This is a genomic window from Methylobacterium sp. EM32 (genome assembly GCF_040593685.1).
Lineage (GTDB): Bacteria > Pseudomonadota > Alphaproteobacteria > Rhizobiales > Beijerinckiaceae > Methylobacterium.
In genome coordinates, this window is record NZ_JBEXZS010000135.1 from 1 (window position 1) to 22,214 (window position 22,214).

The following is a 22,214-nucleotide window of genomic DNA, read 5'->3' on the forward strand; positions in this document are numbered from 1 at the left end:
TTCACGATCGCGTTGCAATCGCGAAGCTCTCTAGGTCTTTGACTTTGCCGCATTTTCTACGACGAACCGGCATCCACTTCGTCGGAAAATGCTCTAGTCCGGCTTGGCCGTCTTCAGTCGCGCGACGGCTGCCTCCGCCGAGGCAGCCTCCAGCAAAGCCGGCCAGTCGTCGGGCGGGTTACCCTTGTCGAGCATCCCTTTGAAGACCCGATAGGCATCCGTCTTCGCGCCGTAGGTCCGCAACGTGGTCTGGTCGTTCGCCCAAGCTAGGATGATGATCTTCGTTCGACCGTCGTAGCGGAAGAAGAGCCTGAAGTGGCCGTTGCCGAACTTGGCCCGGAACCAGTGCTTCCGATCACTGCCGGGCGTGCTGCCCTGCCGGTATTCCGGCCGGGTCGGATCGGCCGGGATCGTCTCGAAGATCAGCGCGGCGAGCATGGCGAGGAGCTTCGCCTGCGTGGTCCTCTGGTCGCCCGTCGCGTCGGCCGCCCTGGCCTTCGCGACGGCTCCCGTCAACCTCTCGAGCTGGTCGAGCAGAAGAGGATGGGCGAAGATCGTCCAGCCGTTGACGACCATGGCATCAGAGCGTCACGTCGCCGTCGATCTCCTCGTCGAGATCGACGGTCATCCCGGCTGTCAGTGACACGATACTCTCCGCGAGATCGGCGGGGAAAACGGCAATCCGCGAGGGGTTGCGAGCCATGTCCTGCGCGAGGAACGTCAGGAACCCGTCGATGACCGGATCCGTCTCCTCCGCCGCGTGCAGGCTTACCCGGCCATCCTCGCTCACGACGTAGTCGATCTCGCCGCCGTAGCTCACGCCGAGCGCCTGGCGGACCGCCTTGGGCACCGTCGTCTGCCCTTTCGCCGTGATTCTGCTGCGCTCGCGAATCAGGGTCGGCATCGCCGTCTCCGTCATTAAGTAAGGATTATTACTTGCTTGGTGAAAGAGCTGTTGGCAATGGCAAGACCCTGCCCCGCGTCCCCCGCGCTTGAGCCCACCCGATCCCACCGGCTATCCCAGCCGGCAGGCGGGCGCGAAGGATCCGCCGGAGGGTGGACGATGCTGAGATTCGCCTTGCTCGCCGGAGCGGTGCTCGCCGGCAGTCACGCCCTCGCCGCGCCGGCACAAGCTGCGCCCCGCGACGAGTTCTACTGGCTCGGCGAGATCAACAAGGCGAGCGCCGTCATCAACACCGAGCAGCACCTGCTCGACCCCGCGCTCGCGCCGCGGATCGCCCAAGGGCTCGACGCCGTGCTGCGGGCCGGCGACCAACCCGGCGCGAAGCGGCCGACCTTGGTCATCACCTTCGAGCCGCTGCTGATTCAGGCGGCCGGCGTCGAGGCGACGCTGCTGCATGCCGGCCGCTCGAGCCAGGACATGCTCGCCACCGTGCGGGCGGCGATCATCCGCGACGAGATGCTGCGGCTCGCCGAGGCCCTGCGCAGGACCACCGCCACGATGGTCCGCCTCGCCCGGGCGCACGAGGGCACGGTGGTGCCGAACTACACCAACGGCGTGGCGGCCCAGGCCAACAGCTACGGCCACTATCTCCTCGGCCACGTCGCCGGGCTCACGCGCGATGCCGAGCGGCTGCGCCAGGCCTTCGCGCGCCTCGACCGCTCGCCGATGGGCACGACGGTGCTGAACGGGACGAGCTGGCCGCTCGACCGCCCCCGGATGGCGGCCTATCTCGGCTTCCCGGCCCTCGTCGACAACGCCTACGACGCCGCGCAGATCTCGGCGACCGAGATTCCGGTCGAGATCGGCGCTGTCGCGACCGCGATCGCGCTGCATTGCGGCGCCTTTGTCGAGGACGTGATGACGCAATACGCGCAGCCGCGGCCCTGGATCCTCCTGCGGGAGGGCGGCGGCAACACCTACGTCTCCTCGGCAATGCCGCAGAAGCGCAATCCGGGCCTCCTCAACGACACCCGGGCCGAGGCCTCGCGCGTCGTGTCGCTCGGCATCGGGCGCGCGATCCAGGCCCACAACATCCCGCCGGGGATGAGCGACGCCAAGACCGTGCGCGACAACGCCGCCGTGCTGGCCGGCGCGACGCGGATGCTGGAACTGTGGGACCGTGCGTTGAACGCCCTCGTCATCAGCCCCGAGCGCGCCCTCGAAGAGCTCAACAGCGACTGGACCGCCTCGCAGGAACTGGCGGACGTGCTGATGCGCCGCTACGCCCTCCCCTTCCGCGCCGGCCACCACTTCGCCTCCGAGATCGTCGACTATGCCCGCGCGCACGACATCCGGCCGAGCGACTATCCTTACGCTGAGGCGCAAAACATCTATGAGCGGACGCTGCACGAGATGAGCCTGCCCGCCGCACCCCTGCCGATGAGCGAGGCGGAGTTCCGCCAGACCCTCGACCCGGTGGCGATCGTGCGCAACCGTGCGACGACCGGCGGGCCGCAGCCGGCCGAGATGGCGCGGATGCTCGACGCCGCCGACCGGGCGGTGGCCGGAGAGGCGGCGTGGATCGCCGAGCAGCGCGGGCGGATCGACGCCGGCCTCGCGTCGCTGGACAAGGATTTCGGCAAGCTGCTGGCGCAGGCGCCGCATTGAGGGTCTGCCGCTCCTCCCCTTGACGAAAGCCTGCGTCCAACTCGACAGTGGGCGAAGCGAGGTCGGCGCCGTAAGGCGCATCTCGCGACGAACACCCAGAAGGGCGACGCGAACGACATCGGGAGGAGGCGGACATGACCGTGAGAACCGGAACGCGCCGTGCGGCCTGGACGGCGGCGGCCCTGTTGGCGGCGGGCCTGATGGGCGGGACCGCCCTTGCGCAGGGCCTCAAGCAGTACGATTCAAGCGGCAAGGCGTTCTGGAAGAACCCGCCGCCGGACTGGTTCCTCGGCGACGAGACCTCCGCCCAGAAGGGCCTGGCGCCGCCCGCCAACCCCGCCCTGCCCGCCTCGGACGAGGAGCTGGCCGACAACCTGAAGGCGGTGAAGCTGCCGCCGGGCTTCACGATCAGCGTCTATGCCAGCGGCGTGCCCGAGGCGCGCCAGATGGCCTTCGGCGACAAGGGTACGCTGTTCGTCGGCTCGTTCGGCGCCACCAACGTCTATGCCATCGTCGATCAGGGGGGCAAGAAGGTCGTCAAGACGATCCTCAAGGGCCTCAACATGCCCACCGGCCTCGCTTTTCGCGATGGCGCCCTCTACGTCGTGGCGATCGACAAGATCTTTCGGTACGACAACATCGAGGCCAACCTCGACAAGCCGCCGGAGCCGGTCGTCGTCTACGACGACATGCCGTCCTACGTGGCGCATGGCTGGAAATACCTGACCTTCGACAAGGACGGCTGGGTCTACGTGCCGTTCGGCCCGCCCTTCAACATCGGCAACCCGCCGAGCAGCGTGTCGCAGGTGCGCCGGGTCGACCTGAAGACCGGCGCGGCCGAGATCGTCGCGCTCGGCGTGCGCAACAGCGTTGGCGGCGACATCGACCCGCGCACCGGCCGCTACTGGTTCACCGAGAATGCCCGCGACTGGATGAGCGACGACATCCCGAGCGACAAGCTCAACATGATCTCGAAGGTCGTCGAGCATTTCGGCTATCCGTACTGCCACCAGGGCGACATGCCGGATCCGAAATTCGCGCAAGGCCGCACCTGCGCCGAGTTCACGCCCCCGGTGGCGAAGCTCGGCGCGCACGTGGCGCCGCTCGGGATGAAGTTCTACACCGGCTCGTCCTTCCCGGCCGAGTACAAGAACAACATCTTCATCGCCGAGCACGGCTCCTGGAACCGGCACAAGTACCAGGGCGGCCGCATCGAGCGGGTGGTGGTCGATCCCGACGGCAAGAACGCGAAGATGGAGACCTTTGCCTCCGGCTGGCTCAAGGGCGACCGCGACTATACCGGCCGGCCCGCCGACATCCTGGTCGCGCCCGACGGCGCGCTGCTGGTGGCCGACGACTGGGCCGGTGCGATCTATCGCATCGCCTACACCAAGTGAGCGGCGCGCCTTCCAGCGCCCGCCAGCCGGCCCGGAGGTTCTCCGGGCCGGCCCGCGCCGCGCTCGGCCTCCTGGCTCTCCTCGCCTGCACGTCGGCGCAGGCCGCCGAGGCGCCGGAGGTGGCGCAGGCCTGCCTCGCCTGCCACGGCGAGGCCCTGGCCGAGGGCGCACCGCCCATCGCCGGCCATTCGAGCAACTACATCCAGCTCCAGCTGGTGTTCTTCCGCGCCGGCCGGCGCAAGAACGAGATCATGCAGGGCGTGGCGGAGAGCCTGTCGGACAACGACATCCGGGCGCTCGGCAAGTACTTCGCCTCCCTCCCCACCCCCGACACCAAGCCGCCGGCGGACACGCAACCCGACCTGACCAAGGCCGGCGAGACGGCGGCGCTCCAGCACCGCTGCGCCGCCTGCCACGGCGACACCTATCTGGGCATCCAGGCGGCGCCCCGGGTCGCGCGGCTGCCCGAGGCCTACCTCGCCAAGGCGCTCGCTGATTATCGCGCCAATACCCGCCCGAGCTCGGGCGGCGCGGCGATGACCGAGGTCGCGGGCTCGCTCTCGGATGCCGACATCAAGGCGCTGGCGCATTATCTGGCGGTGCTGCCGTGACGGCCGGCGGGACCGACGCGGCGTGATGTCGACAGGCCTGCTGGCTCCCGTGTATGGACGCGTCGAGGTGGTGTGTCTATACAATCTGAACGGGCAGGAGGCGTCATGCTCAGCATCCGTGACCAAGAGATCCGCACGCTCGCCGAGAAGGTGATGAAGACGCGCGGGGCCCCTACCCTCACTGCGGCGATCAAGCTCGCCTTGCAGAACGAGATCCGCCGCGCCGAGGACGAGGTTCCGCTCCACGAGCAGGTCGCCGCCCTGCGGGCACGGGCGCTCGCCAAGGCCGACCGTCCCAGGCTGCCGGCTCTGACGGATCGAGAGCGCGACGAGCTCTGGGAGGACTGATGTTCATCGAAACTTCGGCTATCGTCGCGGTTCTCGCGGGAGAAGCCGAGGCAACGGCTTTCCTGGATGTTATTAAACGCGTCGAGCATCGCGAGACCGGTGCGCATGTCCGCCTTGAGGCGACGATTAACCTTGCTCGCATCCTGGGGCTCGCCACGCTAGACGCTCAGGAACTCTTCGACGGCTTCATCCGTATCGCTCGGATCACCGTGATACCTGTCGACGACCGGATCGCGCGCCGGGCTGTGGAAGCCTTCGCGGTCTACGGCAAAGGTCAGGGGCACCCGGCTCGGCTGAACTTCGCCGATTGCCTTTCCTACGCCTGCGCGGATCTCAGTCGGATGCCGATCCTGTTCAAAGGACGCGATTTTTCCCGGACAGATCTCACGCCCGCGATCATCGGGTGAGGCGGTTGACGCTCCGCCTCACCCGACGCGAACCTTCACGGAGCGTGCGGCAATGCGCCCTCCGGCCATCGCGGCGACCGGCGCGACCCGCATCCTAGTTGGATCCTGACACAGCTGCGGGAGACGCCCAAGATGACCGCCCTGCCCCATCGGCGCCTCGGCAGCGCCGGCCCCCTCGTCTCGACCCTCGGCCTCGGCTGCATGTCGCTCTCGGGCGTCTACGGCGAGGCCGACGAGGCCGCCTCGATCGATCTGATCCGCCGCTCGGTCGAGGCTGGCATCGATTTCTTCGACAGCGCCGACATGTATGGCTGGGGCCAGAACGAGGACGTGGTCGGCCGCGCGCTGAAGGGCCTGCGCGACCGGGTGGTGCTCGCCACCAAGTTCGGCCAGGTGCAGAATCCGGGCGGGCCCAACGGAACGAACGGGACGCCGGCCTACGTGCAGCAGGCCTGCGAGGCCTCGCTGACGCGGCTCGGGGTCGAGGTGATCGACCTCTATTACCAGCACCGGGTCGATCCCTCGGTGCCGATCGAAGACACGGTCGGGGCGATGGCGCGGCTCGTCGAGCAGGGCAAGGTGCGCTTCCTCGGCCTCAGCGAGGCCTCGCCCGACACGATCCGCCGGGCTCACGCCGTGCACCCGATCACCGCGGTGCAGACCGAGTACTCGCTGCTCTACCGCCAGGAGGCGGAGGCGACCCGGGCGACCACCCGCGACCTCGGCATCGGCTTCGTCGCCTACAGCCCGCTCGGGCGCGGCTTCCTCACCGGGTCGATCCATGATCTCGCCCAGGTCGACGGCCGGCGCGCGGCGCATCCCCGCTTCCAGGAAGAGAATTTTGCCGCCAACCGGGCCCTGGTGGCGAGGGTGGAAGAAATCGCCCGCGACAAGGGCTGCACGCCCTCGCAACTCGCGCTCGCCTGGCTGCTGGCGCAGGGCGACGACGTGGTGGCGATCCCCGGCACGCGGCGGTTCGATCGCGTCGAGGAGAATCTCGGGAGCCTGCGGGGCGCACTCACGCCCGAGGACCTCGCCCGCATCGAAGCCGCCGTGCCGGCGGGCGCCGCGTCGGGGACGCGCTACCCGGCCGGGGCCATGGGGGCGGTGTACAGCGTGGGGGCCTAAGCCAGCCGCTCCGCCGCCCAGGCGATGTGGTCGTCCATGAAGGTCGAGATGAAGAAGTAGGAGTGGTCGTAGCCCTCGCGCATGTTGAGCGTGAGGCCGATCCCGGCCTTCTGGCACGCCTCCTCCAGAAGCCAGGGGCGCAGGCCGTCATTCAGGAAGGAGTCGGCCGTGCCCTGGTCGACCAGGAATTCCGGGAAGCGGTGGCCGTCCGCGATGAGCGCGGTGGCGTCGTGGCGCCGCCACGCGGCCTCGTCCTCGCCGAGATATTTGGCGAGGGCGGGCTTCGACCAGCCGGCGGTCGAGGGCTGGACGATCGGCGCGAAGGCGCTGCACGAGCGGAAGCGGTCGGGGTGGGTGAGCGCGATGGTGAGCGCGCCGTGGCCGCCCATCGAATGCCCGAAGATGCCCTGGCGCTCCATGTCGACCGGGAATTCACTGGCGACGAGGGCCGGCAGCTCCTCGGTGACGTAGGACCACATGCGATAGTTGCGGTCGTACGGCGCCTGCGTGGCGTCGACGTAGAAGCCGGCGCCGCAGCCGAACTGCCAGTTGTCGGGCTCGTCCGGCACCTCCGGCCCGCGCGGGCTGGTGTCGGGCGCGACGATGGCGATGCCGTGCCGGGCGGCGGCGCGGCGGTACTCACCCTTGTCCATCACGTTGGCATGGGTGCAGGTCAGGCCCGACAGGTACCACAGCACCGGGACTTTTTGCGTTTCGGCCTGCGGCGGCAGGTAGACCGCGAAGGTCATCGGGCAGCGCGTGGTCTCGGCCTCGTGCCGGTACACGCCCTGGATGCCGCCATGCGACCGCGCCTTCGAGATGGTGTCCATGATGCCGTGATCCCCCCCTCGCCTCTCGGTATGAGCCCGGCGGCGCCGCCGGGCTCACGACTCTCAGAACACCACCACCGAGCGGATCGACTTGCCCTCGTGCATCAGGTCGAAGCCGTGGTTGATGTCCTCGAGCGGCATGGTGTGGGTGATCAGGTCGTCGATGTTGATTTTCCCCTCCATGTACCAGTCGACGATCTTCGGCACGTCGGTGCGGCCGCGGGCGCCGCCGAAGGCCGAGCCCTTCCAGACGCGGCCGGTGACGAGCTGGAACGGACGGGTCGCGATCTCGCGGCCGGCCTCGGCCACGCCGATGATGATCGACTCGCCCCAGCCGCGGTGGCAGCATTCGAGCGCCTGGCGCATCACGTTGACGTTGCCGGTGCAGTCGAACGAGAAGTCGGCCCCGCCGCCGGTCACGTCGAGGATCGCCTGCACGACCTTGTCGGTGCCGACCTCGTTCGGGTTGATGAAGTGGGTCATGCCGAACTTCTCGGCCATCGCCCGCTTGTCGGGGTTGATGTCGACGCCGATGATCTTGTCGGCGCCGACCATGCGGGCGCCCTGGAGCACGTTGAGGCCGATGCCGCCGAGCCCGAACACCACCACGTTGGCACCCGGCCACACCTTGGCAGTGTAGATCACCGCGCCGATGCCGGTGGTGACGCCGCAGCCGATGTAGCAGATCTTGTCGAAGGGGGCGTCCTCGCGAACCTTCGCGAGCGCGATCTCGGGCAGCACGGTGAAGTTCGAGAAGGTCGAACAGCCCATGTAGTGGTAGACGGTGTTCGCGCCCGGGCTGGCACCGGTCGCGTCGCAGCGGAAGCGGCTGGTGCCGTCCGGCATCACGCCCTGGCCTTGCGTCGCGCGGATTGCCGTGCAGAGGTTGGTGCGTCGCGACAGGCAGGACTTACAATTGCGGCATTCCGGCGTGTAGAGCGGGATGACGTGGTCGCCGACTTTAAGGGTCGTCACGCCGGCCCCGACCTCGCGCACGATGCCGGCGCCCTCGTGGCCGAGGATCGCCGGGAACTTGCCCTCGGAATCGAGGCCCGACAGCGTGTAGGCGTCGGTGTGGCAGATGCCGGTGGCCATCACCTCGACCAGGACCTCGCCGGGCTTCGGGCCTTCGAGGTCGATGGTCTCGATGGTGAGGGGCTTCTTGGCTTCCCAGGCAACGGCCGCGCGCGTCTTCATATCGTCTCCAACCGGATCGTCTTCGCGTGAGAGCGGGGTGCCCCGTTCAGCCGGGGCGGCGGCTCGGACCGCTCGCTGAGTGGTCCGATCTGTGCTGCGATTTGCCGAAGCCCGCAACGGCGCGGGAGAGCAGACTTTAGTCCAGAGTCGGGACGCTCCGCATCGCGGAGACGGTTGCGCCTCACTCCCCCGACCGGTCGCGGGCCTTCGCCTCCCGGAACGCGCCGTAGAGCTGCTCCAGCTGGGCCGCGATGTACTCGCCGAAGGGCCCGGCCTCCGGCGCGGTCAGGGACAGGCTGAAGCTCTTCCCCGATCGCCGGCAGGTCGCCTCGACGGTGCGGTCGGGCGCCGCCCAGGTGACGGTCTGCGGCTCGGCCGGCCGGCGCGGGGCCTTGCGGCCGGCCTTGACCGCGGCCAGCAGGTGGCCGAAGCGCTCGGGTGCATCCTTGTCCAGGAACTCGGCCGATTGCACCACCTCGCGGGCGAGTTCGGCCTTGGCCGGGTGGGAGACCAGCTTCTTCAGCTCCTCCCAGCGGTCGCGGCCGATCCCCCTTGCGGCGCCGAGCGCGTCGATCACCGGTCCCGGCACGGTCTCGGCCACCGACAGCATCCGCGACAGCAGCGTGTCGTCCACCGTCAGCGCCGCCTTGATGGTGGCCTTGCTCTGCCCCATCCCGGAGAGTTTTTTGGCGAACAACGCCTTCTCGATGAAGGACAGGTTGGCGCGGGCGGCGTTCTCCTGCCCCTGCGCGACGATGTGGGCGATGTCCTCGATCGACTTGACGACGGCCCGGACCTCGCGCCCGAGTTCGCGCGCCACCCGCACCCGGCGGTGACCGTAGACGATCATGAACCGCCCCGGCCGCTCCGGATGCGGCCGGACCAGGATCGGGGTCGATTGGCCGTGCTCGGCGATCGCGTCGCGCAGGCGCGCGTAATCCTCGTCGTCTTCGTCGATCCGGTCGGAGACGAAGGAGGCGTCGACGAGCGCGGGATCGAGGGCGACGATCGCCTCGCCGTCGGACATCCGCCGGGTGTTCTCGGCCATCTCCTCGATCGAGCGCGTCATCGACCGGGCGGCGCCGCGATGGGCGACATCGGGGCTCGGCGCGGAGACCGGCGCGTCGAGGATGTTGGCGAGGAGATTCTTACGCATCGCGCATGGCTCCTATCCCGTTGCGGCGGCAGGCGAATCCGGCATTCTGCACGGCTGTCAAACCCGCCTCCCCCAGGCCTGGTGGATCAGGCCGGCGATCTCCTCGTTGACGGCGTTCACCGATTCGAGGGCGCGGTCGTAGGTCGAGCGGATCATCTGCCCGCGCTCGACCTCGTAGAGCGACTGGTTGGTGATGCCCGCATCCGAGATCGCGGTCGATTTCAGCATCTGATGGCGCAGCATGTTCTTCGGGAACAGAACCTGCATGAAGCCGACCATCTGGGCCTGCGGTCCGTCGGTCGGCTCGTAGCGGGTGACGAGGTAGCGGAACCATTGCAGGTTCACCGCCGCCCCGGCATCGGCGATCGATTTCAGGATGCCGCCCAGCATCAGCAGGAACTGGCTCATCGACATCACGTCGAGCATCTGCGGATGGATGGTGACGAGGACCGAGGTCGAGGCGGTGAGCGCCGTCAGCGTCAGGTAGCCGAGCTGCGGCGGGCAATCGATCACCACCACGTCGTAACGGTCGTCCACTTCCTTCAACGCATTGGTGATGCGGGTGAAGAAGGTGCGCCCCTCCGGGTTGCGGTTCGAGGCGGCGAGCGGCGTGTCGTACTCGTATTCCTGCAGGTCCAGGCTCGCCGGCACGATGTCGAGGCCCGGGAAGTTGGTCGGCCGGATGATCTCGGAGATCGGCCGCTTCTTGTCGTCGTAGCGCAGGGCCTCGTAGATCGAGGGTGCCTTGTCGAGCTCCGGCTGGATGCCGTGCAGGGCCGACAGCGAGGCCTGCGGGTCGAGGTCGATGGCGAGCACCCGGTGCCCGGTCAGGGCCAGGAACTGCGCGAGATGCGCCGCCGTCGTGGTCTTGCCGCTGCCGCCCTTGAAGTTCACCGTCGAGATGATCTGCATCCGCTCGCCGGCGCGGCGATGCGGCACGTATTGCTTGAGGTCGGAGCGCCCGTGCCGGTCGAGGTAGGTTCTCAGCTCCAGCATCTGCTCGGCCGAGTAGGAGCGCCGGCCGGACGAGGAGGTGGCCGGGACCGGCCCCTTGCCCTCGAGATGCAGCTTTTTGATGTTCGAGGGCGTGACACCGAGGAAATACGCCGCCTCCGCCAGGGTGAACGGACGCAGGCCCTTGGTGGCGTTGGGCGGATGATGCTCCATGCGGAGCATGCTCAGCTTGTCGGAGATGAGGCCGCCCTGACGGAGTATGATCTCATGGAAGCTGACCGCCTCCATGCCCTCTGCTGGCACCGGCATGTCCATCCGCGTTGAATCCCGAGTAACGCTTTTCCGGGCGAATCCCCGTCACAAGCGTTATTATGGGGGATTCCCGCTTTGCGGCCAAGCTTTTTAAGATTGATGAATCGTTAACGCGAGGGGGCGCGATCGGGGTGGCGGACGGATGTAACGCTAGGGTCCATGGCAGTGCGGCTCATCCGCTTGCCGGACACGTCCTACCCACGACCTCATCCTGAGGTGCCGAAGCGTAGCGTAGGCCTCGAAGGAGGTCTCCAGGGGTCGCTGAGTTTTCTGGAGGTCTCCTTCGAGGCACGCTCCGCGTGCACCTCAGGATGAGGTCGTGGGTAGGAAGTGCCCGATTCTAGCGGCGCCGTCCTGCTGCTGCCTATCGGGTCCTGCGGCCTTGAATCGGCACCAACCCTCGGCTGCGTCAGGGTTTTCGCCCGATCTGCACGGCTGTCAAACCCCCGCCTCAGTGGTGGCCGGCAGACCGTCCGGCCCGTCGACGGAGCTCCACGGGGCGTCCGGCGCAACACCGTAATGCCGGCGCTTGGCTGCGTACATCCGCGCGTCCGCCCGGGCGATCGCGGCCCGGAGCGGTCCTTCGCCGGTCCAGGTCTCGGCGCCGAGGGCGGCGCTGAGCGGGGCGGGGCCCGCGGCCTTGATCGCAGCGAGGATCCGTTCCACCAGGGCCGCCGCCGCCTCGGGCCCGGTCCGCGGCAGCAGGATCACGAACTCGTCGCCGCCGGTCCGGGCGATACGGGCCGGTGCCGGGGCGTGGTCCGCCAGGATGGCGGCGAAGGCGCGGATCAGGGCGTCGCCGGCCGCGTGGCCGAGGCGGTCGTTGGCGCTTTTGAGCCCGTTGAGGTCGGCGGCGATCACCGAGAGCGGCACCGGCGCCTCGCCCTCGAACCGACCGAGATCCGCCTCGTAGCCGGCCCGGTTGAGGAGGCCGGTCAGCGGATCGGTGAGGCTCAGGGTCGCGAGGCGTGCCTCCTCCTGCCGGCGCTGCTCCTCGCGCGCGGTGATGTCCTCGATCGAGATCAGGTAGCGGTCCCAGGCCGCCTCGGATCCCGGCAGCATCCGGCCGGCATAGCTCACGTCGATCACCCGCCCGGTCACGGTGCGGTTGCGGGTGACGAGCCGCGCCTGGGTCGCGCCGCCCCAGAGCTGGCACAGGACGTCGACGAGCGCGGTGGCGTGCGGGTCGTGGAAGAGGGCGGGGATGTGTACGAACAATTCGGCTGCGTCCCGCGCCTCGTAGGTCACGAGCGTCTGGCGGTTGATGCGGACGATGCGGATCAGCCCCTGGCAAGTCAGCAGGTGCTGCGGGTCGCGCAGCCAGGTGCGCAGGTCCGTCATGCCCTCGCGCGCCCACCCGTCCAGGCACGTCTTCAAGGCGCTCAGATCCTGCAGCCACAGCGAGGTGGGCGCGAGATCGAACAATTGCATCGCGAGGTCGCCATCCGGTGGCGTGGTCTGCGTCATCGAAGCGGCGGGGTCGTGCGGTCGAGCCTGGACGGCTCGACGTGATAGCGTATCGCGGCCTCGATGACAGCGTCGAACCGTTAGGTCTTCGTGGAGCGGGCCCCGGCTGGGATCAGGCGGGCGCGGCGGCGAAGCGATCGAGGGCGAAGGGCCGGACGTCGATGCGGCTGCGTCCCTCGGTCAGAAGCTCGGCGGCGACGAGGCCGATGCCGGCCGAATGCTTGAAGCCGTGGCCCGAGCAGGCCGACACCACGAGGACGCGGGGTTGGGCGGGGTGCCGGTCGATGATGAAGCCCCGGTCGGGCGTGACGGTGTAGAGGCAGGCGGCGGCCCGGACGACCCGGGGCGTCGCGCCGGCGAGGCGCCCGGCGATGTGGCGCCGGTACATCTCGGCCGATTCCTCGGGCCGGACCGTGCGGTCGGCGGCATCGGCGGTGGTGCCAGCGGCGTATTGCTCGGTCGCGACCTTGACGCTGGCCTCACCGGCTTGCGGCGGGAAGCCGTAGAAGTAGTCGGTGTCGGTCGTGCCGTGCATCCAGATATAGACCGGGGCGTCGGCCCGGTAGGCGCTGTCGTCGTCGAGGGCGTACCAGTGCAGGAGCTGGCGCTTCACGCCGAGCAGTCGGCCGAACGGCGCACCGAGCAGCGGCGCCGTCCAGGCGCCGGCCGAGACCACGACCTCGCCGGCACGGATCACGCCGGCCGAGGTCTCGACGCGCACCCCGTCGCCGTCCTGCGCCATCGACAGGACCTCGGTTCCGGTGCGTATCGTGGCACCGAGCGCGGCCGCGCGGGCGAGCTGCGCGGCGACGCACGCTTCCGGGCGGACATAGCCGCCGCCGGGCTCGTAATAGGCGACCTCGGATCCGTCGAGGCCGAGGAATTGCGGGAAGCGGCGGGCGACCGCGCGCCCGTCCAGCACCTCGTGCGGGATGCCGAATTCGCGCGCGGCCTGAATCGAGTTCTGCACGAAGTCCGGCTTGCCGTGATGCGAGTTGGTGCCGGTCCCCGGCGCCATCACCAGCGCGCCGCAGGCCTCGAGCAGGCTCTCGCCGGTCTCGGCCTCCAGCTCGCGCCAGATCCGGTGCGACTCGAGGACCAGCGGCACGTAATCGCGCCCCTCGCCGATCGCCTGGCGGGTGATGCGCGTCTCGCCGTGGCTCGATCCCATATTGTGCGGCGGCGCGAACCGGTCGAGGCCGATCACCGAGGCGCCGCGTTTCGCCAGCTGGTAGAGCGCCGCGCTGCCCATCGCCCCGAGGCCGATCACCAGGAAGTCCGCCCGCTCACCCATGGAAGAAGCCCCGCTCGTTCGATTCGCCGGCAGGCTGCCCGAGACAGGGCTCTCCCGGCAAGGATCCAGGCGGCAGGGCAGGGGACCCGGCAGGGCAGGGCTTCACCTCCCGGGCGTTCAACCCGCGAGCGGGCCGGTATGGCGCTCCAGCGCCGCCCAGGCCTCCACCCCGAACCGGGCCTTCCACTCGGCGTAGTAGCCCGCCCGGTCGAGCGCCGCCCGGAAGGGCGCGCGGTCGGGCGCATTGACGGCGAGGCCCTTGGCGCGCAGCCGCGCCTCGGCCTGGGCGTTCATCAGGACGAAGGCCTGGCGCTGGCGCTCGACCGCGGCGTCGAAATGGCGCGCGATCAGGTCGCGTGCATCCGCCGGCAGGGCGTCCCAGGTCCGGCCATGGGCGAGGATCCACAAGCCGTCCCAGGAGTGGCCGGTGCGCGAGAGGTATTTCTGGACCTCGTAGACCCGCGTCGCCTCGATCTGCGGCAGCGAGTTCTCCATCCCGTCGGCCACCCGCGTCTGCAGTGCGGCGTAGGTCTCGGCGAGGTTGATGGTGGTCGGCGCAGCACCCAGCGCCCGGAACAGCGAGGTCAGGAGCGGGCTCGGCGGCACCCGGATCTTGAGGCCGTGCAGGTCGGCGACCGTCTCGACCGGCCGCACGCTGGTGATCACGTCGCGAAATCCGTTATCGACGAGCCGGAACGCCCGGAGCCCGAACTTCCCGAGGGAATCGCGGATGCGCTCGCTCAGCGGGCCGCCATCGAGGGCGGCCCAGAGCGGCACGTAGCCCGAAAAGGCGTAGGCCACGCCCGGGATGCCGGCGAGCGGCGCCAGCGTCTGAAGCGAGCTCGCCGAGGTCAGGGTGAAGGCGATCGCGCCGGAGCGCAGCTGCGACTGCATGCTCAGCTCGCTGCCGAGCTGGCTGTCGGGATAGAGCGCGATGTCGATCCGGCCGTCGCTGTCCCGGCGGATCGCATCGAGCGCCTCGACGAGGCAGGTGGTGGCCGGGTGTCCTTGAGGCATCGGCGAGCCCATGCTCAGCCGCAGCGCATCGGTTCCGGCCCGCGCCTGCCGGAAGGGGAGGGGGGCGAGCAGCAGGCTGGCCCCTATTCCCCGCATGATCGTTCGGCGCGTCGGCATCCCGTCTCATCCCCCAGGCGGCGCCGGTGTGGCCCCGGCCTCGCTCGCGAGGGTATCCGGGCGCGGGCCGCCGCGACAGGTCCCGGGGGTTAGGCCGGCGCACCCCGTTCACCGGCATGAGGGACGCGCGCACGCGTCCCGGGGATCAAACGGGTCCCTGGCCCGCCCGCACGGCCAGCCGCGACACGCTGACCACGCTGGCGATCCCCGCGAAGGCGGCGCCGAGCCCGAGCGCCAGGGCCGGGCCGTGCGCTGCCGCGACCGCGAAACAGGCCGCCACCAGGGCTGCCCCGGTGGTCTGGCCGAGGAGGCGCGAGGTCGCCACGATGCCGCTCGCGCCGCCGGCGCGGGTTTGCGGCGCGCTCGTCATGATGGCGCGCAGGTTCGGCGCCTGGAAGAAGCCGAAGCCGGCCCCGCACAACGCCATCCGCCAGGCGATCCCGACGACGCTCGGCTCGGCCGGCAGCGCCGCCAGCGAGGCCATGCCGGCGGCGAGGATCGCGAGCCCGATGCCCCCGAGCAGGCCCGGCGGGTAGCGGTCCGAGAGGCGGCCTGCGATCGGCGCCATCACGGCGACCACCACCGGCCAGGGCGTCATCAGGAAGCCGGTCTCGACCTGCGAGCGCCCGAGCGCGTGCTGGAACAGGAACGGCAGCGACACGAAGGCGAGCCCCTGCGCGGCGAAGGAGCAGACCGAGGTCGCGGCCGAGAGCGCGAAGAGCGGGCGCCGGAACAGGTCGACGGCGAGCATCGGCGCCGGGTGGCCGGCCTGGCGGCGCAGGAGCGCCGCGCCGCAGGCGAACGCGCCCAAAAATTCCGCCAGCACGCGCCAGAGCGGCCCGGCATGGGCCGCCTCGCCGAGGCCGAGCACGAACAGCGCGAAGGTGGCGGCGTTCAGCAGCGCGCCGACCCGGTCGAAGGCGTGGCCGGCCCGGCCCGTCTCCGGCAGCGCGCGCCGGGCTAGCGCCAGGGCCGCGAGGCCGATCGGCAGGTTGACGGCGAACAGCCACGGCCAGGGCGCGGCCACCAGGATCAGCGAGGCCACCGTCGGTCCGAGGGCGAAGCCGACGCCGACCACGAAGGCGTTGAGCCCGAGACCTCGCCCGAGCTCGTGGGTGGGGTAGATGAAGCGGATCAGCGCGACGTTCACCGCCATCAGCGCGCTCGCCCCCATGCCCTGGAGGACCCGCGCGGCGACGAGCGCCGGCAGCGACCAGGCGAGCGCGCAGACCAGCGAGGCGAGCGTGAACAGCGCGAGGCCCACGACGTAGACCCGCCTCTGCCCGACGATCTCGCCGAGTGCCGCGATCGGCAGCAACGTCGCCACCACGGCGAGCTGGTAGGCGTTGACGATCCAGACCGAGTCGGCCGGATCCACGCCGAGATCGGCCGCGATGGTCGGCAGTGCGGTGTTGGCGATGGCGGTGTCGAGGGTGGCGAGGGCGACGCCGGCGAGCACCGCGGCCATCGCCTGCCGGCGCCGGGCCGGCGGCAGGCCCTCGCGGGCCGGTGGTTCGGATGGGGTCATGTCGGGGGCGGGGAAGGGGAAGGGTGGAAGCTATCCTGAATGTGGCCCGGATGCGCGGCTGGCAAGCGGCTTGGGCGCAATGCTTCCCTGCGGGAGCCCATCGCCCGTGGGTCGCGCCGACTCACCCGAAGACGCCGGAATGCCGCGAGGATCGTCAGGATGCGGGGTAAGGCCCGCTCGGCCATGACCGATGACGACGATTCCGGCGCAGGCTCATCACGTCGCGGGCCGCGACATCGGCGCGGTGTATGCCGGCGCAACTGGCATGACAGCCGACCAGTCCGATGGCTGTCAGGCAGCTGCGATTGGCTGGAGTGAGACAGGAATGTCGGGCCGCGATGGTCAGCACGCCGTCCGCAACGCCTCGCGGAGGAGCTTCCCACCGCGGCTGCCAGCCGTCTGAAAGGCCCGCCGCGGTTCGGCGCCGCCGTAGACCACCACGCGCGTCTCCTCCGTGAAGACGTCCCAGAGGCGTGCGGACCGGGCAACCACGAGGCTGGCGCTGCCCGCCCGTACGCGCGGCAGGAGCGCGTCCCGCACGAAGCCCCGGATCATGAGCGACGATGGAAGTTTCGGGGCCGCCCTGATGGCGACCACCCCCTTCTGGGAGTGGTAGGGAACGAGCTGGAGCATGCAGATGTGGTGGGCGTGCGCCTCGACGATGTCGGGCCCGAAGGTCTGGCGCGCCCAACGGAAGCCCGGGTGCGTGGCATGCTCTTTCAGGAGATAGGGGTATGGGCGGTCACCCAGAAGGTTGGCGCGCAGGGCGGCCTTGAACGCCGGCCGGGCCTCCTCCACGGGATCGTCAGGGCTCAAGCCAGGATTGAGGAACAGGAAGTAGGCCTTGGCCGCGCACAGGTTCCCCGCCCAAGGCACAGGGTGCAAGTCGAGGGCGAAGCCCTCGGCGGGGACATGCCCGACATCGTCCGGGTGGACGTTCGCATCGCCCAGGCGGGACCAGAAGGCGACCGCATCATCGACTGCTGCCGACCACGGCGGAGCTGGATCCGAATCCGTCATGGGGTAACCTCGACTTCAATCGTCGGCGTTCTGCGGCTTGTCGCGAGCGTCACGTGGCTACGACGGAACGCCATCCGTCGACGCGCTCCATTCCCCGGAACAGGGTAGTAACTGAGGCGCCCGCATAGGCGCGAGCTCACGATCGCGGAAGAGACGCGCTTTGAACTTGGTCGCGCGGCTGCGTCGGGCGCCCGCCAGCGCTGCGCAGAACTCCTGAACAACCGTTGCTGCCGCCAGGATGCGATCAAATCGATGAATTTCAGGGGAAAATGGTGCCGCAAGAGGGATTCGAACCCCCGACCCCCTCATTACGAATGAGGTGCTCTACCAGCTGAGCTATTGCGGCGTCGGCAGGCCAGCGGAGCCGGCGGCCAGTGGCGCCCTCTTACCCGTGGAGCGATGGCTTGGCAAGCCTCCGTTCGCCGAGACGCTCCCGGCGAGGCGCTCTACGAACCGGGGCTCGCGAGAGGCGGTTCGGAGATGACAGTGGCTTTGCGGCCTCCGACGTCGGACCGGCGGTCCCGCGGACCGGCGCGGTGCCTATTGAAACCGGGAAAGTCACGCGAGTGCCGGGAGCGCTGAGTCGCGGGCGTGACCGGGAGCCGAACCGGGACTCCAGAAGGGCGCGGATCTGCGAGCCAGTCAGGACACGGGCCACGAGAACCGTCCCGCCAATCTGGAAAACTGTTTTGCAGATCCGGGTTGTGCCAGTGTCTGCCACCATCTACCCTTGCGGCAAGTCAGCTAGCCCAAAGGCCTTTCCCGCATGGTCACCCGCGTCGCCACCGTCGCCTTCGAGGGGATCGAGGCGCGCGCCGTCGACGTGCAGGTGCAGATCACGCCCGGGGCCGTCGCCTTCACGGTGGTGGGCCTGCCCGACAAGGCGGTGGCGGAATCGCGCGAGCGGGTGCGCTCGGCGCTGATCGCCTCCGGTCTGGCGCTGCCGGCCAAGCGCATCACCGTCAACCTCGCCCCGGCCGACCTGCCGAAGGAAGGCTCGCACTACGACCTGCCGATCGCGCTCGGCATGATGTGCGCCATCGGCGCCCTGCCGGCCGACGCGCTCTCCGGTTACTGCGTGCTCGGCGAACTGGCCCTCGACGGCAGCCTCACGGCGGTGGCTGGCGTGCTGCCGGCGGCGATGGCGGCGAATGCCCGCGGGCTCGGGCTGATCTGCCCGGCGGCGAGCGGACCGGAGGCCGCCTGGGCCGCCGGCGACATGGACGTGCTGGCGCCGCGCTCGCTTATCCAGCTCGCCAACCACGTCAAGGGCACGCAGGTGATGGCTCGGCCCCTGCCGGCCGTGGCCGCTCCCGCCGGGGCGCTACCGGACCTGCGCGAGATCAAGGGTCAGGAGGGCGCCAAGCGCGTCCTGGAGATCGCGGCGTCCGGCGGCCACAACCTCTTGATGAACGGCCCGCCCGGGGCCGGCAAGTCGATGCTCGCCGCCCGCCTGCCCTCGATCCTGCCGCCGCTCGGGCCGCGCGAATTGCTCGAAGTCTCGATGATCCAGTCGGTGGCCGGCACGCTGAAGGACGGTGCGCTGTCGAATCGCCGGCCGTTCCGCGCGCCCCACCATTCCGCCTCGATGGCGGCCCTGGTTGGCGGCGGCATCGGCGCGCGGCCGGGGGAGGTGTCGCTCGCCCATGGCGGCGTGCTCTTCCTCGACGAACTGCCCGAGTTCAACGGCCAGGTGCTCGATTCCCTGCGCCAGCCCCTCGAGACCGGCAACGTGATGATCGCGCGTGCCAATCATCGGGTGACCTATCCGGCCCGGTTCCAGCTCGTCGCGGCGATGAACCCGTGCCGCTGCGGCCAGGCGACGGAGCCGGGCTTCGCCTGCCGGCGCGGCCCGAACGAGCGCTGCGTCGCGCAGTACCAGGCCCGGCTCTCCGGCCCGCTCCTCGACCGCATCGACCTGCAGATCGAGGTGCCGGCGGTCACTGCCGCCGACCTGATCCTGCCGCCGCCGGACGAGGGCTCGGCGGAGGCCGCCGCCCGCGTCGCCGCGGCGCGCACCCGCCAGGAGCGGCGCTACACGGAGGCCGGACAGCCCGCCGGCACCACCAACGCCTCATGCCCGGCGACGCTGATCGAGGAGGCGGCGCGGCCCGACGCGGAGGGCATGGCCCTGATCCGCGACGCGGCCGACGCCATGCGGCTCTCGGCCCGCGGCTTCCACCGGGTCCTGCGCGTCGCCCGGACGCTGGCCGATCTCGATGGCGAGGCGCGGGTGCGCCGGCTCCACCTCGCCGAGGCCCTGTCCTACCGCAGCCGCCAGGACCGGCGCCCGGCCGCCGCGTGAAGCGTCGCGGTTAACCATGGGTTGCCATGGCCCGTCGGATTGCGCCGATCCCCTGAGCGCCCCGCTAAGGGATTTTCCCCACTCATCGTTCAGCTCCACCCGTCACTCTCGCTTCTCGTCGAGTGCCCTGGAGGATGCGGCATGGTGTGGCTCTGCGCAGCGATCGGGTGCCTCTCCGCCCTCGCCTGGCTGGCGGCGCGCTGGAGCGGCCGCCGCCGGATCCGGAACCAGGGCGAGGTCGAGCGCCTGCACGATCTCGTCTGGCGCACCTCCGAGAGCGAGGAGCGCTACCGCAGCCTGGTCGAGGCGCAGATCGAGCTCGTGGTTCAGCGTGATATCGAAGGGCGCATCACCTTCGCCAATCACGGCTTCGCCGATCTCCTCGGCACCACGCCCGACGCGCTGCTCGGCACGACGCGCGAGGTCGAGGTGGTCGAGCGGCGCGAGATGCGCCAGCGCGCCGACGGGGCGCGCCTCGTCGACCTCGCGATCCTGCCGGCCGGCGGCGGACCCGTGCGCTGGTTCGCCTTCGTCGAGACCGTGACCGCCGGGCGCGACGGGCGGGCCGAGGTGCTGCGAGCTGGCCGCGACGTCACCGAGCGGGTCGAATCCGCCCGCTCGCTCGAGGAGGCCCGCAGCCGGGCGGAAGCCGCGAGCGTGGCGAAGTCGCGCTTCCTCGCCAGCGTCAGTCACGAGTTCCGCACGCCGCTCAACGGCATCATTGGCATGGCCGACCTCATGCTCGAAACCCCCCTGAGCCCCGAGCAGCGGACCTATGCCGAGGCGGTGAAGACCTCCGGCGAAGCGCTCCTGTCGCTCATCGACGGCATCCTCGACTTCTCGAAGATCGAGGCCGGGCGCCTCGACCTCGCGGCGGAGCCGTTCGATCCGGCGGCCCTGGTCGAGAGTGTCGTCGAGCTGCTGGCGCCGCGCGCCCAGGACAAGGGCCTGGAGATCGCCGCCGACATCGAGGCGCTGCCGGCCCTCCTGGTCGGCGATGCCGACCGGGTGCGCCAGATCCTGATCAATCTCGCCGGCAACGCGGTGAAGTTCACCGAGGCCGGCGGCGTCGGCGTCACGGCATCCTGGGACGAGGCCGGCCTGACGGTCGCGGTGCACGATACAGGGCCGGGCATCCCCGAGGAGCGCCTGCCGGTGCTGTTTCAGGAATTCGAGCAGGGCGACGGCAGCGCCAGCCGGCGCCACGAGGGCACGGGACTGGGCCTCGCCATCACCCGCCGCCTCGTCGACCGCATGGGCGGCCGGCTCGACGTCGCGTCGCGGCCGGGGGAGGGGAGCTGCTTCCGGGTGCACCTGCCGCTGCGCGACCATCCCGGCCGGGATCGGCCGCCGATGCCGAGCCTCGCCGGGCGGCGCGTCCTGGTGGTGGCGGCGGCGGCCTTCGAGGCGCCCTACATCGCCCGCCGCCTCGGCCGGGCCGGCGCCGAGACCGTGGTGGTCGAGACGGCCGCCGAGGCCGCCGCGACCCTGTCTGCCGAGACATTCGATGCGGTCATCGCCGACCGGGCGCTGGGCGACGCCACGGTCCGCGGGATCGCGGCGGCGGCCCGGCAGGCGGGGGTGAGCCGCAGCATCGTGCTGCTGTCGCCGTTCGACCGGCGCGACTTCGGCTCCCCGGCGGCGGCGGGCTTCGACCGCTACCTGATCAAGCCGGTGCGCCTCACCTCGCTTCTCGCCCGCCTGGCCGAGCCGGCGCCGCCGCCCACCCGCGTGCCGAGCGTCCAGGACGGTCCGCTGCGGCCGTCGTCCCGCCGGCCGCGGGTGCTGCTCGCCGAAGACAACCCGATCAACGCGCTTCTCGCCACCAAGGCCCTGGAGCGCCTCGGCGCCGTCGTGCTCTGGGCCCGGGACGGTGCGGAGGCCGTGGCGCGGATGCAGGAGGCGGCGAGTTCCGCGACGCGGTTCGACCTCGCGCTGGTCGATATTCGCATGCCGATCCTCGACGGGCTCGAAGCGGCGCGGCAGGTGCGCGCGCATGAGGAGGCGAACCGCCTTCCGCGCCTACGCCTCGTGGCGCTGACCGCTAACGTCCAGGCCGAGGATCAGGCGGCCGCCCTCGCAGCCGGCTTCGACGGCTTCCTGTCGAAACCGCTCGACCTCAAGGCCCTGCCGCCGTTGCTGGAGGCGCAGGCGGCGTGAGGGGGACTCCTGGCGTTGCCGCGAGGTGGGGGGTGACGGATCGCCGTGCAAATCCATACTGGCTGCACGGTGTCCGATCGGCCTTCCCCGGACAGGCCTGCCCTTCTACCCCGGCGAGTGTCGATGCAGGGGGGCCGGCATGGAAGTCGTCGGGGAAGGAGTTGGGGATGCCTGAAACAGCTTGGAGCGGCACTCGCGGCTGTCCGACAGAGCACCGGTCGCTCTCAGACGGATTTCCGAACGCGACGAAGCCCGCCAAGCGTGAGCTTGAGCGGGCTTCGTCGTGCGGGTCGCGATGAGGGAACGTATACGTGCTTGGCAGGTCTGGCGGTGACCGACTCTCCCGTGTCTTGAGACACAGTACCATGGGCGCTGGGGCGGTTAACGGCCGAGT

19 protein-coding genes and 1 tRNA gene are annotated in these 22,214 nt (G+C 70.2%); 8 read left to right on the forward strand and 12 right to left on the reverse strand.

Annotated features, from left to right (window positions below):
• Window positions 1-93: 93 nt before the first annotated feature.
• Together ABZT49_RS17465 and ABZT49_RS17470 are read right to left on the reverse strand one after the other, a co-directional pair.
• Window positions 94-576, reverse strand: a complete 483-nt coding sequence (locus tag ABZT49_RS17465; protein WP_355287507.1) for a type II toxin-antitoxin system YhaV family toxin — start codon at window positions 574-576, stop codon at window positions 94-96.
• Window positions 577-580: 4 nt separating this feature from the next.
• Window positions 581-904, reverse strand: a complete 324-nt coding sequence (locus tag ABZT49_RS17470; RefSeq protein ID WP_355287509.1) for a type II toxin-antitoxin system PrlF family antitoxin — start codon at window positions 902-904, stop codon at window positions 581-583.
• Window positions 905-1,063: 159 nt separating this feature from the next.
• Here ABZT49_RS17470 and ABZT49_RS17475 point away from each other — a divergent pair, with 159 nt between their 5' ends.
• From ABZT49_RS17475 to ABZT49_RS17500, 6 genes are all read left to right on the forward strand, one after another.
• Window positions 1,064-2,572: a lyase family protein gene (locus ABZT49_RS17475; protein WP_355287511.1), complete on the forward strand. Its 1,509-nt coding sequence runs from the start codon at window positions 1,064-1,066 to the stop codon at window positions 2,570-2,572.
• 134 nt (window positions 2,573-2,706) lie between these two features.
• The gene (locus ABZT49_RS17480) at window positions 2,707-3,969 is read left to right on the forward strand and encodes a PQQ-dependent sugar dehydrogenase (protein ID WP_407943523.1); all 1,263 of its coding nucleotides are present in this window, start codon (window positions 2,707-2,709) and stop codon (window positions 3,967-3,969) included.
• Window positions 3,966-4,580 carry a c-type cytochrome gene (locus ABZT49_RS17485; protein WP_355287513.1) on the forward strand — a complete coding sequence of 205 codons (615 nt, stop codon included), beginning with the start codon at window positions 3,966-3,968 and terminating at the stop codon, window positions 4,578-4,580. Before ABZT49_RS17480 ends, ABZT49_RS17485 begins: the two co-directional genes overlap by 4 nt.
• Window positions 4,581-4,685: 105 nt before the next feature.
• Window positions 4,686-4,928: a type II toxin-antitoxin system VapB family antitoxin gene (locus ABZT49_RS17490; protein WP_355287515.1), complete on the forward strand. Its 243-nt coding sequence runs from the start codon at window positions 4,686-4,688 to the stop codon at window positions 4,926-4,928.
• Entirely contained in the window at window positions 4,928-5,335 is a 408-nt protein-coding gene (locus ABZT49_RS17495; protein ID WP_355287517.1) for a type II toxin-antitoxin system VapC family toxin, read from the forward strand. The genes ABZT49_RS17490 and ABZT49_RS17495 overlap by 1 nt, the downstream gene beginning before the upstream one ends.
• Before the next feature lie 132 nt (window positions 5,336-5,467).
• Window positions 5,468-6,463, forward strand: a complete 996-nt coding sequence (locus ABZT49_RS17500; protein ID WP_407943524.1) for an aldo/keto reductase — start codon at window positions 5,468-5,470, stop codon at window positions 6,461-6,463.
• Here ABZT49_RS17500 and fghA read toward each other — a convergent pair.
• From fghA to ABZT49_RS17550, 10 genes are all read right to left on the reverse strand, one after another.
• Window positions 6,460-7,293 (reverse strand): S-formylglutathione hydrolase, encoded by an 834-nt coding sequence (gene fghA, locus ABZT49_RS17505; protein WP_355287519.1) that lies wholly within the window; start codon window positions 7,291-7,293, stop codon window positions 6,460-6,462. The two genes, ABZT49_RS17500 and fghA, sit on opposite strands and share 4 nt — an antisense overlap.
• A 63-nt stretch (window positions 7,294-7,356) precedes the next feature.
• Complete coding sequence (locus tag ABZT49_RS17510) at window positions 7,357-8,490, reverse strand: S-(hydroxymethyl)glutathione dehydrogenase/class III alcohol dehydrogenase (RefSeq protein WP_355287521.1); 1,134 nt, start codon at window positions 8,488-8,490, stop codon at window positions 7,357-7,359.
• Window positions 8,491-8,671: 181 nt separating this feature from the next.
• Window positions 8,672-9,646 (reverse strand): plasmid partitioning protein RepB, encoded by a 975-nt coding sequence (repB, locus tag ABZT49_RS17515; RefSeq protein ID WP_355287523.1) that lies wholly within the window; start codon window positions 9,644-9,646, stop codon window positions 8,672-8,674.
• Between the two features lie 57 nt (window positions 9,647-9,703).
• Window positions 9,704-10,915, reverse strand: a complete 1,212-nt coding sequence (gene repA / locus ABZT49_RS17520; protein ID WP_355287525.1) for a plasmid partitioning protein RepA — start codon at window positions 10,913-10,915, stop codon at window positions 9,704-9,706.
• A gap of 435 nt (window positions 10,916-11,350) precedes the next feature.
• Window positions 11,351-12,379 (reverse strand): GGDEF domain-containing protein, encoded by a 1,029-nt coding sequence (locus ABZT49_RS17525; RefSeq protein ID WP_355287527.1) that lies wholly within the window; start codon window positions 12,377-12,379, stop codon window positions 11,351-11,353.
• Between the two features lie 112 nt (window positions 12,380-12,491).
• A complete protein-coding gene (solA, locus tag ABZT49_RS17530; protein ID WP_355287529.1) occupies window positions 12,492-13,673 on the reverse strand; it encodes an N-methyl-L-tryptophan oxidase in 1,182 nt (393 codons plus the stop codon).
• Window positions 13,674-13,790: 117 nt separating this feature from the next.
• Complete coding sequence (locus ABZT49_RS17535; protein ID WP_355287531.1) at window positions 13,791-14,807, reverse strand: TRAP transporter substrate-binding protein; 1,017 nt, start codon at window positions 14,805-14,807, stop codon at window positions 13,791-13,793.
• Between the two features lie 145 nt (window positions 14,808-14,952).
• Window positions 14,953-16,335 carry an MFS transporter gene (locus ABZT49_RS17540; RefSeq protein ID WP_355287533.1) on the reverse strand — a complete coding sequence of 461 codons (1,383 nt, stop codon included), beginning with the start codon at window positions 16,333-16,335 and terminating at the stop codon, window positions 14,953-14,955.
• A 342-nt stretch (window positions 16,336-16,677) separates the two neighbouring features.
• Window positions 16,678-17,355 carry a hypothetical protein gene (locus tag ABZT49_RS17545; RefSeq protein WP_355287535.1) on the reverse strand — a complete coding sequence of 226 codons (678 nt, stop codon included), beginning with the start codon at window positions 17,353-17,355 and terminating at the stop codon, window positions 16,678-16,680.
• A gap of 270 nt (window positions 17,356-17,625) precedes the next feature.
• Window positions 17,626-17,701, reverse strand: a tRNA-Thr gene (locus ABZT49_RS17550).
• A 420-nt stretch (window positions 17,702-18,121) separates the two neighbouring features.
• Between ABZT49_RS17550 and ABZT49_RS17555 the strand changes: the two genes are divergently transcribed.
• Window positions 18,122-19,660, forward strand: a complete 1,539-nt coding sequence (locus tag ABZT49_RS17555; protein ID WP_355287537.1) for a YifB family Mg chelatase-like AAA ATPase — start codon at window positions 18,122-18,124, stop codon at window positions 19,658-19,660.
• Window positions 19,661-19,801: 141 nt separating this feature from the next.
• Entirely contained in the window at window positions 19,802-21,820 is a 2,019-nt protein-coding gene (locus ABZT49_RS17560; protein WP_355287539.1) for an ATP-binding protein, read from the forward strand.
• Window positions 21,821-22,214 lie beyond the last annotated feature (394 nt).

Excerpts from the sequence above, each read along its gene's own strand:
- ABZT49_RS17465 (WP_355287507.1), bottom strand. The coding sequence starts at position 576 with ATGGTCGTCAACGGCTGGACGATCTTCGCCCATCCTCTTCTGCTCGAC.
- ABZT49_RS17470 (WP_355287509.1), bottom strand. The coding sequence starts at position 904 with ATGCCGACCCTGATTCGCGAGCGCAGCAGAATCACGGCGAAAGGGCAG.
- ABZT49_RS17475 (WP_355287511.1), top strand. The coding sequence starts at position 1,064 with ATGCTGAGATTCGCCTTGCTCGCCGGAGCGGTGCTCGCCGGCAGTCAC.
- ABZT49_RS17480 (WP_407943523.1), top strand. The coding sequence starts at position 2,707 with ATGACCGTGAGAACCGGAACGCGCCGTGCGGCCTGGACGGCGGCGGCC.
- ABZT49_RS17490 (WP_355287515.1), top strand. The coding sequence starts at position 4,686 with ATGCTCAGCATCCGTGACCAAGAGATCCGCACGCTCGCCGAGAAGGTG.
- ABZT49_RS17495 (WP_355287517.1), top strand. The coding sequence starts at position 4,928 with ATGTTCATCGAAACTTCGGCTATCGTCGCGGTTCTCGCGGGAGAAGCC.
- ABZT49_RS17500 (WP_407943524.1), top strand. The coding sequence starts at position 5,468 with ATGACCGCCCTGCCCCATCGGCGCCTCGGCAGCGCCGGCCCCCTCGTC.
- fghA (WP_355287519.1), bottom strand. The coding sequence starts at position 7,293 with ATGGACACCATCTCGAAGGCGCGGTCGCATGGCGGCATCCAGGGCGTG.
- ABZT49_RS17510 (WP_355287521.1), bottom strand. The coding sequence starts at position 8,490 with ATGAAGACGCGCGCGGCCGTTGCCTGGGAAGCCAAGAAGCCCCTCACC.
- repB (WP_355287523.1), bottom strand. The coding sequence starts at position 9,646 with ATGCGTAAGAATCTCCTCGCCAACATCCTCGACGCGCCGGTCTCCGCG.
- repA (WP_355287525.1), bottom strand. The coding sequence starts at position 10,915 with ATGGACATGCCGGTGCCAGCAGAGGGCATGGAGGCGGTCAGCTTCCAT.
- ABZT49_RS17525 (WP_355287527.1), bottom strand. The coding sequence starts at position 12,379 with ATGACGCAGACCACGCCACCGGATGGCGACCTCGCGATGCAATTGTTC.
- solA (WP_355287529.1), bottom strand. The coding sequence starts at position 13,673 with ATGGGTGAGCGGGCGGACTTCCTGGTGATCGGCCTCGGGGCGATGGGC.
- ABZT49_RS17535 (WP_355287531.1), bottom strand. The coding sequence starts at position 14,807 with ATGCCGACGCGCCGAACGATCATGCGGGGAATAGGGGCCAGCCTGCTG.
- ABZT49_RS17540 (WP_355287533.1), bottom strand. The coding sequence starts at position 16,335 with ATGACCCCATCCGAACCACCGGCCCGCGAGGGCCTGCCGCCGGCCCGG.
- ABZT49_RS17545 (WP_355287535.1), bottom strand. The coding sequence starts at position 17,355 with ATGACGGATTCGGATCCAGCTCCGCCGTGGTCGGCAGCAGTCGATGAT.
- ABZT49_RS17555 (WP_355287537.1), top strand. The coding sequence starts at position 18,122 with ATGGTCACCCGCGTCGCCACCGTCGCCTTCGAGGGGATCGAGGCGCGC.
- ABZT49_RS17560 (WP_355287539.1), top strand. The coding sequence starts at position 19,802 with ATGGTGTGGCTCTGCGCAGCGATCGGGTGCCTCTCCGCCCTCGCCTGG.